Below are 14,129 nucleotides of genomic sequence, written 5' to 3' on the forward strand. Positions count from 1 at the left end.
TGAGTGAGCGGAGCAGCCAGGGCCTACTTCTCTGGTGCTGTCTGCCAAGCGGGCGGAGGGCCTTGGGCCAACCTCGGAGCGGCGGCAGACTTCCATGGGCTCAGTGGCAGCCGATGACGCGGCAGCCCGTGATGGCAGCCGCTACGGTCGGATGTCAGCGCCGGGCTCTGAACGAATCATGAGCGAGCGACGGGTTAGGAGCATCGGCGCCCCGGCTGCGTATTTTCCCTCCGGGAAGGCCTGTCCATGAGAGCTAAAAGGCGCTGACAGGACTGAGGCTGCAGATCAGCGGGGGAGCTTCATCAGTGACAGTGGTGTCCCCTAAGATGAGGTCAACTGGAGCGCATTGACGCGATGAGCGGGGCGGGAGAAGCGCCAGCGTCTCTGCTCTCTACCTCACGGGTGCTGCGACAAACAGATGCACGAGGGTTGGCTTCAGTCTGCCGGAATGGTTGCTTCCGGAGGCGCGATCATGTTGTCCTGGTGCTCGTTCATGTCATGCGTACGGAGGGGTCTGCTGTGGAGAAGGGGAAGTACGAGGTTCCCCTGGAGAGGTCGGACTACCTCCAGCTGACTCGCCATCCGGAAAGCTGCACGGAGGAGGAGTTTCCTGCTTGGCTGGAGAGGCATGCGTCTGACCGACTCGCAGTGGACTTGTTCTCTGGTGCAGGTGGCCTGAGCTCTGGGGTCGAGCAGGCCGGCTGGACCGTAGCCACCGCTGTGGACTTCGATGAACGGGCACTGGAGACGCATGCTGGTAACTTTTCCGGCCTCAGTCTCCGTATGGATCTTGGGGATCCGGGCGAACGTGATCGGCTTGTCGGTCTACTGACGAATGCCAAGATTGATCTGATCGCTGGCGGCCCACCTTGTCAGCCTTTCAGCCGGGCTGGCCGCAGCAAGATCCGGGATCTCGTGCTCAACCACAAGCGGGACCCACGTGATCGCCGAAAGGAGCTGTGGCAGGCGTACCTGGACGTGGTCACCCGCGTACGTCCGCGCGCAGTGCTGATGGAGAATGTCCCTGACATGGGGTTGGGGGACGATTTCGCAGTTGTCCGCATCATCGAGGAGAAGCTGGAGACCCTCGGTTACGCCACGCAGGTGCGGCTGGTCGATGCGTGGCACTACGGGGTGCCCCAGCACAGGAAGCGGCTCATCCTTCTCGCCCGGAACGATGTCGAGAGGTTCGACTGGAGTCCGAAGAGGGACAAGCACGTCTCGCTCCGTGATGCTATCGGGGACCTTCCAAAACTCGACGTCATTGCGCGGGAGAGGGTCGGCGCACGCGCGCTGCCATACCAGGATGGGCAGGAGTTGTCCGAGTTCGCTGCTCAGATGCGTAGGGGTGCCGACCCTGAAGTGGTACATGACCACATGACGCGTCGGGTTCGGCCGGACGACTGGGAGATCTTCTCCTACCACATGGACTCGAGCACGCTGTACTCGGACATCCCCAAGAAGCTGCGACGCTACAGAGCGGACAACTTCACGGATAAGTACAAGAGGTTGGACTGGCAGGACCGTAGTCGTTCGATCACGGCGCATATCGCTAAGGACGGCTACTGGTACATCCACCCCCGGGAGCCTCGGACACTCACCGTGCGGGAGGCAGCTCGGGTTCAGACGTTTCCGGATCGATTCCGCTTCGCCGGAACGCGGAGCGACGCCTTCCGGCAGATTGGTAACGCCGTTCCTCCGCTACTGGGCAAGGAAGCGGCCATGGCGGTTCTGCCTGTCGCTGGTGTGCGGGCGCCTCAAGGCGGGCTTCAGCCGCACTGGCGCGTCGTCCGAGACGACCTGACGGCGTGGGCAGACAAGGCGCGGAAGGGCGAGGAGTGGTACCAGTTCCCAGGTGACGAGATGCTGTCGACGCAGGCCGCCGTCATGGCGGTCCTTTCGGGCTCGAAGATGAAACCCATGCAGCTTCGAGAGCTTATGGAACTCACACGGGGACGCAAGGCGGTCACGCAGCGGTTGTACGAGGCACTTATTAAGAAAGCCCCCACCCCTGGGGTGGCTGCGAAGATCGCACGCCTGCTTCCCCTCGTCGGCGACCGGTACGCGTGGCAGCCGTCGAAAAGCCACGCGGTTCCGGAACGTATCGGGCTGCGCCCCGCAGAGGAGCGTTTGTACAGCCTTCTCGTTGGGGACCAAGATCTTCTTCTGGTCACGCAGGGAGCAATCCGAGTTGCTGCGAGACTCAACAACAGTGACGCCGATCGCACGAACAGACTGAGCGATGGAAGGGTCAATCTCGTCCGAGTGGTGGGTGCAAGTGACGGCCCCCTACGGATGGCCGCGCTGCGTGTCATCGGGAGCACACTGTGCACCGCGAGAAACCCCTACTGCGCACAGTGCCCCCTGCGGAAGCACTGTGCAGGGAAGCCGGAAGGGGAAGACCTCTTTCACCACGCAGCTGAAGCTGGTGTGGGCGCGGCGCACTGACCGGTAGAGATCAGGAGAACCGGCGCGCGCACTCCGCGGTGATCCGAAGCACAGGGTTATCGCTGCTGAGCGAACGTCGCACTACCAGGCTCGGACGATCGACCGCCCCGTTGCCATCACCGCTTCGGTGTTGCGCAGGTCCAAGACCGGTTCGTCTCGATTTTCGCGGTAGCGATGCCAGAAGCATCCGTCGACGAAGACCCGTGACCTAGGGGGCGTGACGGCAGGAAGTTGGTGGTGCAGCGAGGGGAACCTTGTGTGGGATCCGGAAGAGCAGCCATTGCCCGCTGCACTGTTCGTGGAGGAGTGGGGCAGGAAAGCCTGCCACCCCCCCCTCTCGTAATCCGAGTACCAGCCCTGCTGTGAGCCTCGGCACCATGGCAGGGTTGAGCTGCCGTGGGGCTTCCTCGCAGAGGCGAGCCTGCCGCCGGGCCGGAATCCTTGCGGTCAGTGACGGAGGTGATCGGATTGTCCTTCAGCGAGCTGAGGACGCGGTCAGGTGCCGGAACGCTGTGATGCCGACACTCAAGGCCGACACTCAGCAACCCTGACCGCTGCTTCTCAGATCACGGCAGGACTGAACCCGATTCCGATAGCAGTCTCGTGTACCGACAGAACTTGAGCGGCTTGGGTGGCCGTGATGTCGCCACCGGTCCGTAGCCTGGTGGCGATCACGGTCGCGAGCTGCCGTTCGGAGGGCTCGAGGTTTCGGGTCTGACGTGCCCACTCGCCGAGCGCTTCCCACTCCTCGGCACCGATAGCTCGGACGTCGGCCAACCGCTGTTCTTCGGCCTCTGACGTGTCCTTCGTGAACTCCACTGGCTGCGCCAGTAGCTCGGTGCTGAGTTCCTCGGGGATGTCCCACTTGAGGCGGGAGACGTCCTCCCAGCAGGTGCTGCTCTTCGCCCACTCCGTCACGTGCTTGCCCGGCGCGATCACTCTCTCCATCACAAGGGGACACAGGTCGTGAACTGCGGCTACGAGCGCTGGGGAGACACCCTGCTCACGCCAGATTCGGTCGAGATCGATCCGCTTTTCCGTCGCCGAGCACAACCGGGCCATGGTGTAGGCGGTGACGAGAGCCTTGTGACTGCCAGCTTCGTGCTCCTTCGCCACCGCGTCCACAGCCTTGAAGAGCAGCCCCATGGCGATCACTCGCTTGCAGAAGGAGACGTCGACTACGGGCGGCTCTTTCTTCGTGCGTTCCATGAACTCGTTGAAGTTCTTCTGGGCGCCACGGCTCACAAGGTGCGGCAGCTCGTTCCATGAGTTCACGTACTTTGCGAGGTCAGCCTTGCTGAACCGTTGCCTTGTGGGATGAAGAGCCCGGAACTTCCGTCTGGCCGGTACGGTGACGTGCTTTGCCTCCTCCTGCGCGTACTGGCCCCGAGCCCGTTCGTAGAACCAACGAGTCTCCTGGCCGGACTCGTCTGTGGCTGGTGCCCACAGGGCCCGGCTGACTCGCTCGAAGTCCACGTGGAACCTATGGTTGGAGCTGAAGTCGACCAGCGTCACCTTGTTCTGCGTGTTGGAGTACTCCGAGATCCGGGGGACGATCTCCTCGAGATGTTCAGGAGCGACCAGGGACAGCTTCATCTGTACTCTGACCTCGGAGAGGTCCTTCTTGTCCCGCTTCATGACGTGGTGCAGCGTGGCGGTCGTCTGGCCGCCATTCACGATCTGGAGCCCGGTCAGCTGCCGGATAGCGACGCAGTTGCCATTTGCATCCATCACGAATTCCGCCTCTGATGCCGTGGCGGTGATCCCGTTGTTGTACGCCAGGAAGCGCTCCGGCCGCTTCAGCAACGTCTCGCGGATTTTGCGGTTGACGCCGGTGCGGATCTGGAGGAAGGCCCGGACGTTAAGTTCTAGTAGCCGCGCTCGATGGTCGTCGTAAAGCTGGGCAAGTAGTGCTCCCGGCAGTACGGCGAGAGTCACCGAGTGGTCGGGCTCAGTACTCTCCGCCGACAGGCAGGAAAGCGGGGGATCGAAGTCCACCACGATGGGTTCACTGAGGGATCCCGAGGTCTCGTGGCGATGGAGCCGTGTGAGATCCCAGAGCTCGTGGATAACGGGTACGCCGTTCAAGTCCGTCGGTTCTGGGAGAGCACCTGCTGTGCTCACCTGGTTACTGAAAAGAAACAGCCGGATCTTGACGGCGTCGGCGAGGGCTTTCTCAACGCCCTCGCAGAGCTCATGTACCTCTGTCGTCTCGGGGTGGTTGTTGCGGATGGTGCCGCACTTACGGAGGAAAGCGAGTAGCCGACGGTACGCCTTGGCGGTGTCGCCCTTGGTGAGCTTGTCAGCTCCGGGCTGTCCCTGGGCGAGGTCGTACTCGGTGGTGTACAGGTCAAGAGTCGAGCGATCTTCGCTCACGCCGAAGCCATACACGACAACACCGTGCTCTTGGTGGTAGGCGACGTGGGAGTTGGAGACCACGCCCGCCTCCTCGAGCTGCTCCAACACACGTCGAGTGAACGTCTTCGGGATGGAGGCGCCCTCGTTCTCCGCTAGCGACTGTATGTCGTTCATGAGCGTGCGGACGTAGTCGTGAAGGGCCAGCTCAGCCATCGGTACCTCTGATCAGTTCGGCGACCTCGACGGTCGATACACGGTGCTGCTCAAGCGCTGAGACGCTTATGTCATAGATGCAGTTTCCGACTCCCTGAGCAAGATCCGACTCCACGATGCGGGGGAAACCGTCGGCCACTTTCCACAGGTCCGCGCGCCGGAGAGTGAACCGAGGCTCGTCGTAGAGGTCTCGTTGATTCGGGAAGTACCCTGCTCGGATCAGTTGCGCGTCCAGCCGTGCCCGTGCGAGTGGGTTGCCGATCGCGCTCCTGACGCTGTCGACCAGCGTGTTCAGGCTCTCGCCGGCACCACCTCGCCTCTCGTCCACCGAGATCTGGGCCAACAGCAGGGCCTCGACTCCGGTGTCGTCGAGCTGCCGTTCGTTCGAGATACGTACGGTGCTGGGGCTCTTCACGGTCGTCGTCTTGACCTCGACTCCCGCGTGAGTGAGCTGGAAGTCCTGGGCCGTTCCCTCGGGCCCTGTCCATGCGGACACCGCGGCGGTGTGGGGTATCACGGGCAGTACGTACTCGCGCAGGAAGTACAGCTCGCCGAACAGTCCCCGTCGGCCCTCGCTCCCCAGCCCGTCCCGGCTCACGGTCCGCATGAGCTGCTGCCAGTGGAGGAAACGCCGCACCGCCGCCTCGAGCGCCGTCTCGCCCGAGTCCGTATCCCGCACGACCTCCGCGATGTCCTCGACCAACGGAGAGAAGACCTCGCGAAGGTCGTCGGCCGTCAGCGACACCTGGAGTTCGAACTCCCGAGGAGAGATTGAACTGAGTGACAGGCTCAGGCCGCTGGTCTGGGGCAGATCGACGAGGAGGCGCCGGACACGGTCAGCGGCCCTGGCATCGGCGCGCAACAACAGCATCCGGCGGTGCCCCGGGTGGGTCACCGACAGGTGGATGTCGTGAGGCGACTCGGGGAACAGGCGTCGGACGGAACGTCCTGCTCCGGGCTGGGGGGTCTCCAGCTCGTGCCAGATGCTCTCGTCGATCACTCGTCGTCCTCGTCTTCTTCGACGTCCAAGTCGGCTCCCTGCTTCCACCAGACGTCGTTGACAACGTACTCGGTCTTGATCTGGCGCTCCGAGAACGGGAAGCTCACCGCGAATCCGACGAGCGGGGTTGGGTCGGTGGCGTCGGTGCTCTTCGGCGGTGCAAGGGGGTAGATGAGCAGCAGGGGCTGGTCAGGGCGCCGCTGGAAGCGGAGCGGCGTACCGGTTGCAGTCGTGGGGTTGCGGGGTGAACCGTCGCGCTTCTTCGAGCCCTCCGCTGCCTTCTTCGTAGCCGCGAGAGCCAGTGCACTTTGGTCCTTGTCGAGATCGATGCTCTCGTCCCTGGGACTCAGAACGCGCTTGATCGTGTAGCGGCCGGAAGTCTTGCGCCCGGACTCCTGACGCGTGACCAGTGCCACGGAGTAACCAGTGATGTCGACGAAGCCGGCGAGCGGTCGTGAGTTCACGCCGACAACTCGCACCGTCCAGTCGGTCAGTTCACCGTGCGCAGCGCACTTCCGGACGTAGTCAGCGATGAACTTCGGCCGCACACGGTGTGCTTCCTTTGCCGTCTGATAGGTGTCGAAGAAGCTGGCGGCGATGATCTCCGGCGGGACGTGCTTCCACGTGAGGCTGCCGCTGTTCGAATCGACATCGGGTGCCGAGAGGCCAGCCAAAGTCTCCGTGAAGGACCGGAGGGCGTCCAGGTTCTTCTGCGGTGTGCCGTCGTCGAGGTCGAAAATGGTGGTCTCGGGAAGCTCGCCCGAGTAGCTGAGTCGTACGCGCGTCCCCTGCCTCATCTTGTTGGCGGCGGTGATCGCAAGCCCGAGGGAGGAGGTCCGGACCTTGAGGCCGAACTCCCGGGGCGTCAGCCCGAGCACGGACATCTCCTCGACGTCCCGGCGCAGTTCGTCGGTTGCCGCGGTGATTTCCGCGTAGGCGGACTCGAGGGTCGGAGTCGTGTAGAGGCGGCATAGGTCCTCGTAGCCCGGCCGATAACCGAACCATCGGCCCATCTGGAGCAGGGTGTCGTACGTCTTCGAAGCACGCAGGTAGTAGCTGACCGAGAGCCCTTCGAGGGTCAACCCGCGCGAGAGCTTCTCACCACCGATGGCGATGACCGACAGACCCTTGTGACGGTTCTCGTAGTAGTCGAGAACGTCCTTCGCAGCGCCGTTGATCGCCTTGACGCGGAACTTGAGGAGCGCCGGGAGGATCTCCTCGGCGACTGTGTCCCAGGTGAGTCGTTCGGCTTCGTCGGTGGGGAAGTAGGCGGTGGTCGGGACGAAGTTCTCCTCCCAGAGTGTGCGGAGCTCGGCGAGACAGCTTGCGGAGGCGCTGCCGTACCGGTCACGGAGACTCTCCGAGAGGAACCGTACGTAGTCGTCCACCTGGTCGCGTACGTGCCCTTGGACCGCGGTGAACCGGGTGACGTGAACCAGCATGGAGTTGTGCCTGTTCACCTGCCCGCGGGCACGGCGCGCAGCGCAGGTGAGGACGAACGAGTGGATCGCCTGCCGGAGCGAGGACGGAAGGTCTCCACTCGGGACCCAACTCGACTTGTGTTTGTCGGGGACCCACGACGCGGTGTCCGTCACGTGCTCGACCAGCGGCAGCGGGTCGATGTCGTCCTCCTCCTCGTCGTGCACCCGTAGACCGAAGAGGCGCTCCGGGCCAAGGTAGTTGGAAGGAGCACGCAGGGCGCGGATGAAGCTGTGGGGGAACAGGTCCTCGCCGAGGATGTCGTGGTCGGCATCCGAGTCGACGTAGATGTTCGCGAACGGCGTGGCCGTGTACCCGACGTACGAGGCCTTGTCGAAGCTGTTGACCAGCTTCCGGATGGCCTCGTTGATCTTCGTGGGTTCGGAGTCGGGGTCCGCGGTGTTGATGGACGCGTTGTCGGCCTCGTCGTCGATCACGAACAGAGGGATGTCCCGGACGATCTTTCGGCCCGACTGAGGATCCTCCTCGCCGTGGACTTCCGTGACCCAGGTCCGGAGGTAGTCGATGATCCGGCGGTGCTTCTTCACGACGAGCACGACGGGGAAGCTGGCGATGGGGAGGTTGGCCTTCGAAGCGGTCCGCCTGTCGAAGTCGCCCTTCTCCGCGCTGTTGGTCAGTGATGCCACTGGCAACTGCTCCACGTGGGACATGGCCCCCACGCCGATCTTCCGGTTGGCGCCTTCCTGGTCGGAGCGGAGCTGGTACTGCGTGTCGAACCCGAGGAGTCCTTCGTCGATGCGGAGCTGGGTCTGGCTGCGGAGGTCGTTGTGGATGCCCGCGAAGACGACGATCAGTCTGTAGCCGGCGTCCGCGGCCTTCGTGGCGAGCCCGATGTACTGTCCGGTCTTGCCCGACTGGACCTGGCCGATCACCAGGCCCGTCCGCCTCCATCGTCCAGGGCGACGGGGGTCCTCGAGTTCGCCGAGTACCTCCTCGGTGCTCCGGTCCAGCGACCGCACCACCTGGGGAGGCATACCGACGACGGTCTTCAGATACCGGTTGTACCGATCCCAGAAGGCCCAGTCGCGGTCGTTCTTGGCATCCGCCAGCCACGGGACGTGACCCTCGGAGTTGTGCAGGGCTGCCGAGTCCTCTTGGTAGACGTTCGTCTTGGCCTCGAGCTCCTTCGCCAACCGCGTGCGGTCGACTGTCATCCCCTGCAGGCTGACGACGCTCATGGCCATGTTCGTGGCGGTTTCGACCTCCTCAGGGGTGGCCTGACGGTCACCAGGCAGGAACATGAGTGCTGCCGTCACTGCATGGCCGAACGCTTCGTCATCGACGGTACTCACGGGGCCCTCCTGGCTATCTGCTCTGACTGTGCAGGGAGTTGAACGGTATCCGGTACCACTGACAGGGCGTCAGCTGCTCCAGAACCCGTCAAGCTGGTCGAAGGGCTGTGTCGTCCTGATCAGGGCTCTCGCCTCCACGGCGGATCTCCCCTGCGCCAACAGAGCCTCGTACATCTGCCGGGCGACCTCGATCGCTTGCGCATCCGCCGGGCCAGGGCCGCCGAACGGCTCCGGGTCGTCCGGCGTATCCGTCTCGTGCAGGACTCGCAGGGCGGGCACCGGCACCGTCTCCTCTAGAAGACGGAGGAGAGCCCGGATGCGAGCCGGGTCGGAGTCGGTGTCTTTGAGGACCGCTTGTACGAGCGGATGGCGCTTGTTGATCTTGCAGCTGACCTTGCCGTTAGCGCGCCGTACGGTCCAGGGGAACGAGAGCGGCCCGCTGTGTTGTCGCGCTGCGATCTGACCCCGGTGCCGCACAGTCTCGGCGGCCTCCCGACGCACCATCTGGGCGATCCGGGTGAGGTGCCGTCGCAGGGCCACAGGCGGGACGACCGCGGCCTTCCGCACGTCCACGCGCCACTCAGCGTCCATCTCGGCAGGGATGTCCACGGAGACGCGGGCCAGATTGAACCGTTCCTCGCGACGGAGGCCCCGCAGACCGAGCCAGCTGCCAGCGAGGATCAGCCGGTCCCTCCGGTACACGTAGAAGCCCTGGTGCCGCAGCCACCCCTGGGGGCCGCCAGCGTTGTCGTACTCATCGGGGGTCAACCGCTGGGAGCCAGGGAGAACGAAGGGCTCCACGAGGACCGTGTGGCCGTCGAGGGGCAGGGGCTCCGGCGGCAGTCGGCGTAGCGACGGGTTGGATGTGAGGAACGGGTCCCAGGGCGAGACTCCGACACCTGCGACCCGCATAGTCAGCGGGGACGAACCGATGAGGAAGCGTGCGAACACGAGACCGAGATGTGTGCGGACCTTCTCGGCCTCGTCGTAGAACTGCTGCTGGGTCTTCTTATCTTTCTCGGAAACAGCCTGGTAGCCCGAGAGCCGTTGCCACAGGACCACGGTGCCGCGACTCCGGCTTTCGGTGATCCTGTCCAGGATCACCGAGGTCTCGACAGTCGGGGTGTGCAGCAGTCTCCACTCTCCGGTCTTCTCGACGACGTCGAGATCCCAGGTGCGGGTGATCCAGTCGCCGGAGGTGGCGGTGCTCACCGTGAGCAGACGGCACTGCGAGAAGGAGGCAGACTTCAGGCCGACCCCATAGCGCCCGAGATCGGTGGACGATCTGTCCGTTGCGGGCCCGCGGGCGGCGACCGTCATGGCGGTGATGAGCTCTTCTTTCGACATGCCGCAGCCATCGTCTGTGATCGCCATCCAGGACTCTCGCCCGGCCCAGGTGAAGTCGATCTCGATAGTCCGAGCCTCTGCGGAAACGCTGTTATCGACCAAGTCCGCCAAAGCGTCCGGGAGCGAGTATCCAAGGGAGCTCAAGGAGGCCACCATGCCGACGGGCGCCGGGGGCGCGATGTCGTAGGTCATCTCTGGTCTCAGCCTGCTTCCCGCCCCGGACAATGGAGTTCGGTGTACGGCTGCTTCGGAGAACCATGTGGCACCGAGCGGGCGGACACACCGGGTACGGAGGGATCTTCGCCTGCTGGTCATGTAGATCGTTAGTGCATAGCCCCCTACCCAGTGGCGATCGTAGTGGAGGGAGATGCAAGATCCCTGACTTTCTGGACTTTCCCCCTGTCGGCTTGGCACGGGTGCCCGACGTCGAGGTCCCGACGGCGGGTGAAGTCCACCCCGCGAAGTGACCAGGGCGTGGAGTGCGTCATCTGCGTCCCAGCAGCCGATGACCTCCGACAGAATGAGCGCATGATTCCGGACTTCGAGGTGGAAGTACGTCGCGTCTACGAACTCGGAGAACTGACGGACGACTTGACGGCTGAGGATGTTGCGGTCGGTTTCACCGACCACGAGGGGTACGAGTGCATGGGGCTTCCTGCCTGGAGCGAGGTCGAAGCCTGCCTCGTCGAAGAAGCGGAGATCCTGGCGCGTTCTGGGGCGTCCAGTACGTCCGACGGGATCGCGGAGGTGATGAACACGATCTGTGAGCACGACGACGTGGGTCACGCCGAGCTCATGCAAGAGTTTCGTTGGAACGATCCTGGGGTTGCCGGCCTCGTCTTGGCACTCTCTGCTGCACGCACGGCCACGTTCTACTCATGTCGCGGCGGCGTGCCTGGTGAACACCACTCGAAGTACCCACGTGTGGGGCTCGTCCTCGACGCGGGGAGAGCACGGCTCATCGCGCGCCTCGCTGAATTCGCGAGCTGCGGCATCCGGCAGTACGGCGGTGGTTGGTACCTGTACGCACGCTCGGTCGCGGACTTCCACAGGCTGGCGCACCTCGTCCTAGAGCACCGGGACGACTTCGACAACATGCCGCCACCTGGCTGGGTCAACGGGTTGGATGATGCGTTGGCCCGCCTTGATGGCGAGTGACATCATTTGCTCGCTTACTGGATGCGAGTGAGCCGAAGTCGTATTTTATAGGTTTTCAGCACGGCTGAGTTGCAGGAGCAACGATATGTGAGCTGGTGCCCACCAGTGGGCACATCAGGACGAGCCAGTGGGATCGAGCCGAACCCGGCAGGATAGAAAGAGGCGAGAAGGTACGATTTATTCGTAATGAATCGATAAAATCGCAGGTCAGGGCGCTGCTCGTTTAGGGTTCGACTCCCCTAGGCTCCACAATTAAATGCCCTCTGACCTGCGGAAACGCAGTTTCAGGGGGCATTTTTCGTGCCCATCTGCGGGCGGAGCATCTGCCCGGCGGCAAGTCGGCGGTACATGGGGCTGGTGGTGAGCAGTTCCTCGTGACGCCCGAAGGCGGCGGTACGGCCGTTTTCGAGGACGACGATCTGGTCGGCGTGCTGGACCGTGGAGAGCCGGTGGGCGATGACCAGCAGAGCGCATTCCTGGGCGACGTCCTTCATGACGGTGGTCAGCGCGGTTTCGTTGATGGTGTCGAGGTGCGAGGTGGGCTCGTCGAGCAGGAGGAGCGCGGGGCGGGCGAGCAGGGCGCGGGCCAGCGCGACGCGTTGGCGTTCGCCGGCCGAGAGGGTGCCGCCGCGCTCGCCGAGCATGCCCGACAGGCCGCCCGGCAGTCGCCGCACGACTTCTTCCAGCCGCGCGAGTTCGACGACGCGCCGCACTTCGGCGTCGGTGGCGTCGGGTGCGGCGTAGGTGATGTTGTCACGAAGCGTGCCGTGGACGACGTGGGTGGCCTGGTCGACGATGGCGATGCGTTCGCGGCATGCGGCGCGGCTCAGTGTGGTGGAGGGCCGCCCGTCGAACAGCAGGGTTCCGGAGTCGGGTTCGTAGAACCTGGCGGCCAGGGCGAAGATCGTGCTCTTTCCGGCACCCGACCGGCCGACCAGGGCTGTCTGGCGCCGGTGCGGGACGGTGAAGGAGACGCTGTGCAGTACGGGCCGGTCCGGGGTGTATCCGAAACTGAGGTCCCGCAGTGCGAGAGCGGCCCCCTCGTCGTGCCCGGTGCGCCGGGCCGGTTCGCGTGGACGAGTCCGGACCGGCTGCGGCCGCGGGGGCGAGGGCTCCGCAGGCAGGGACAGCGCGTGCTCGATGCGCTGGTAGGCGCCCATGCCGCGCTGGATGAGGCCGACAGCGCGGAAGACCGACGACAGCGGCAGGACGAGGTAGGAGGCGTACAGCAGGAAGGCCACCAGGTCGCCGAGTGAGTTGGCCTGCCCGTTCACCCGCAGTCCGCCGATGACCAGGACGATCAGGAAGGAGCCCTGTACGGCCAGTTCGACGGCCGGGCTCATCACGGAGGCGAGTTTCGCGGTGCGTACGCCCGCGGTGTAGGCGGTTTCGACGCGTTCTCCGATGCGGGCCGCTTCGCGGTCCTCGGCGCGGTGGACCCGGACCATGGGCAGGGCTCCGAGTGCGCGTTCCAGGTCGGCGGCGATCGCGCCGACGGACGTCTGCATGCGCTCGGAGGCGGCGCGGATGCCCTTCAGGAGCGAGGCGACGACCGCGGCTGCGGTGGCCACGGTCAAGGCGACCAGAAGCAGCAGCAGCGGATCGATCCACACCATGAGGACCACCGCGCCTGCTGCGACGAGTGCCCCGGTCACCAGGTCGACGAGCGCCTGGGACACGACCTCTCTGAGGAGGGTGGTGTCTGCCGTGACCCGGGAGATCAGATCGCCGCTGCGATGGTGGTCGTACTCCTTCATCTCCAGCCGGAGCAGCCGCGCCACCAGGCCGTGGCGCAGTCCTCGTACGACGCCCTCACCCATCCGCTCCAGAACGAAACGCCCCACCGCGCCCGTCGCCGCTTCGGTGACGAACAGCACCGCCAGGAGCAGCAGCAGTGGCCACAGCACCTGTCCGCGTCCGCTCGCGTCCACGATGTGCTTGGCGACGAGCGGCTGCGCCAGGCCGAGCGCGGATCCGGCCAGCGTCAGCACGGTGGCCACGACGACGGAGGCCCGGTGCCCGGTGGTGAGCCGGTACATGGTGGCGACCGCGGCCCGGGTCGAGCGGTCGCCGCCCATCCGTACCTCCTCGGAGGTCGCGACGGGACTGCCGTTCACCGGGCCGCCGGCCGGCTCATGGGGGCGACGGCGATCAGGCGGGTGAAGTAGTCGTCCGGTACGCCCTCGTCCACGGGCCTGCCGTCCGCCTCGATCCAGGCATGCGCGGTGAAGGGTGGTACGACGCGTACCCCGGTGCACCAGGTCGGCCAGGAGCCGCCGAGCCTGCACAGCAGCGCGGCGCCCAGCGAGCGCGGCAGGCAGCCTTTCGGGCCCGCGCAGCGCAGGCTCACGGCGCACATCGCGTCCCGGGCGTCCTTGGCCTGTGCGGCTGTGGCCGGGCGGGCCCCGCGGCGTGCGACATCGAGCAGGGCGCGGATCCGGCGGGGCGGCAGGAGCGAGAGGGCGACGGCGGGGAGCAGGACGACGCGTGCGGCCATGCGCCGCCCGAAGGGGACGCCGCTGGGCCGCTCCAAGGCGCTCGGCGTCGTCATGCGGCAAGTCCGGACGTGCGCAGCTCCCGTACGAGGGCTTCGACGTCCCGCGTCGCCTGGGCGAGGTCGACGTCGAACTCGTCGGCGAGCGCCGCGACCGCGTCGGCTTCGTCACCGCCCGCCATCAGCGTGCTGACCACCAAGGTCGCGGTGGGATTCAACTCCCAGTACTGCCCGGCGCGCTCGTCGAGGAGGACGGTGCCGTAGTCGGTCTGTGCCGTGGATACGTCGGCGCCGAACTTCAATGCCATGAGTGTGCCTT

9 protein-coding genes are annotated in these 14,129 nt (G+C 65.1%); 2 read left to right on the top strand and 7 right to left on the bottom strand.

Annotated elements, in window-relative coordinates:
• The first annotated feature begins 519 nt into the window (after positions 1-519).
• A complete protein-coding gene (dcm, locus tag ACFVYL_RS16395) occupies positions 520-2,448 on the top strand; it encodes a DNA (cytosine-5-)-methyltransferase (RefSeq protein ID WP_389716223.1) in 1,929 nt (642 codons plus the stop codon).
• Positions 2,449-3,009: 561 nt separating this feature from the next.
• On the opposite strand, the gene ACFVYL_RS16400 is transcribed toward dcm, so the two are convergent.
• From ACFVYL_RS16400 to ACFVYL_RS16415, 4 genes are all read right to left on the bottom strand, one after another.
• Positions 3,010-5,019: an AIPR family protein gene (locus ACFVYL_RS16400; RefSeq protein WP_389716226.1), complete on the bottom strand. Its 2,010-nt coding sequence runs from the start codon at positions 5,017-5,019 to the stop codon at positions 3,010-3,012.
• Positions 5,012-6,019, bottom strand: a complete 1,008-nt coding sequence (locus ACFVYL_RS16405) for a PD-(D/E)XK motif protein (RefSeq protein WP_389716229.1) — start codon at positions 6,017-6,019, stop codon at positions 5,012-5,014. Before ACFVYL_RS16405 ends, ACFVYL_RS16400 begins: the two co-directional genes overlap by 8 nt.
• Positions 6,016-8,811, bottom strand: coding sequence for a Z1 domain-containing protein (locus tag ACFVYL_RS16410; protein ID WP_389716231.1), 2,796 nt, complete (start codon positions 8,809-8,811; stop codon positions 6,016-6,018). Before ACFVYL_RS16410 ends, ACFVYL_RS16405 begins: the two co-directional genes overlap by 4 nt.
• 69 nt (positions 8,812-8,880) lie before the next feature.
• Entirely contained in the window at positions 8,881-10,350 is a 1,470-nt protein-coding gene (locus tag ACFVYL_RS16415; protein ID WP_389716233.1) for an ATP-binding protein, read from the bottom strand.
• A 336-nt stretch (positions 10,351-10,686) separates the two neighbouring features.
• On the opposite strand from ACFVYL_RS16415, the gene ACFVYL_RS16420 reads away from it, so the two are divergent.
• A complete protein-coding gene (locus ACFVYL_RS16420; protein ID WP_389716236.1) occupies positions 10,687-11,316 on the top strand; it encodes a hypothetical protein in 630 nt (209 codons plus the stop codon).
• A gap of 284 nt (positions 11,317-11,600) precedes the next feature.
• Here ACFVYL_RS16420 and ACFVYL_RS16425 read toward each other — a convergent pair whose 3' ends face one another.
• Genes ACFVYL_RS16425 through ACFVYL_RS16435 form a run of 3 tightly spaced genes read right to left on the bottom strand, consistent with a single transcriptional unit; the run spans position 11,601 to position 14,118 of the window.
• Positions 11,601-13,394: an ABC transporter ATP-binding protein gene (locus tag ACFVYL_RS16425; RefSeq protein ID WP_389716239.1), complete on the bottom strand. Its 1,794-nt coding sequence runs from the start codon at positions 13,392-13,394 to the stop codon at positions 11,601-11,603.
• Between the two features lie 35 nt (positions 13,395-13,429).
• A complete protein-coding gene (locus ACFVYL_RS16430) occupies positions 13,430-13,867 on the bottom strand; it encodes a lasso peptide biosynthesis B2 protein (RefSeq protein ID WP_389716241.1) in 438 nt (145 codons plus the stop codon).
• Entirely contained in the window at positions 13,864-14,118 is a 255-nt protein-coding gene (locus tag ACFVYL_RS16435) for a lasso peptide biosynthesis PqqD family chaperone (protein WP_389716242.1), read from the bottom strand. Before ACFVYL_RS16435 ends, ACFVYL_RS16430 begins: the two co-directional genes overlap by 4 nt.
• Positions 14,119-14,129: the final 11 nt, after the last annotated feature.

Source organism: Streptomyces sp. NPDC058308 (assembly GCF_042880275.1).
Taxonomy (GTDB): domain Bacteria; phylum Actinomycetota; class Actinomycetes; order Streptomycetales; family Streptomycetaceae; genus Streptomyces.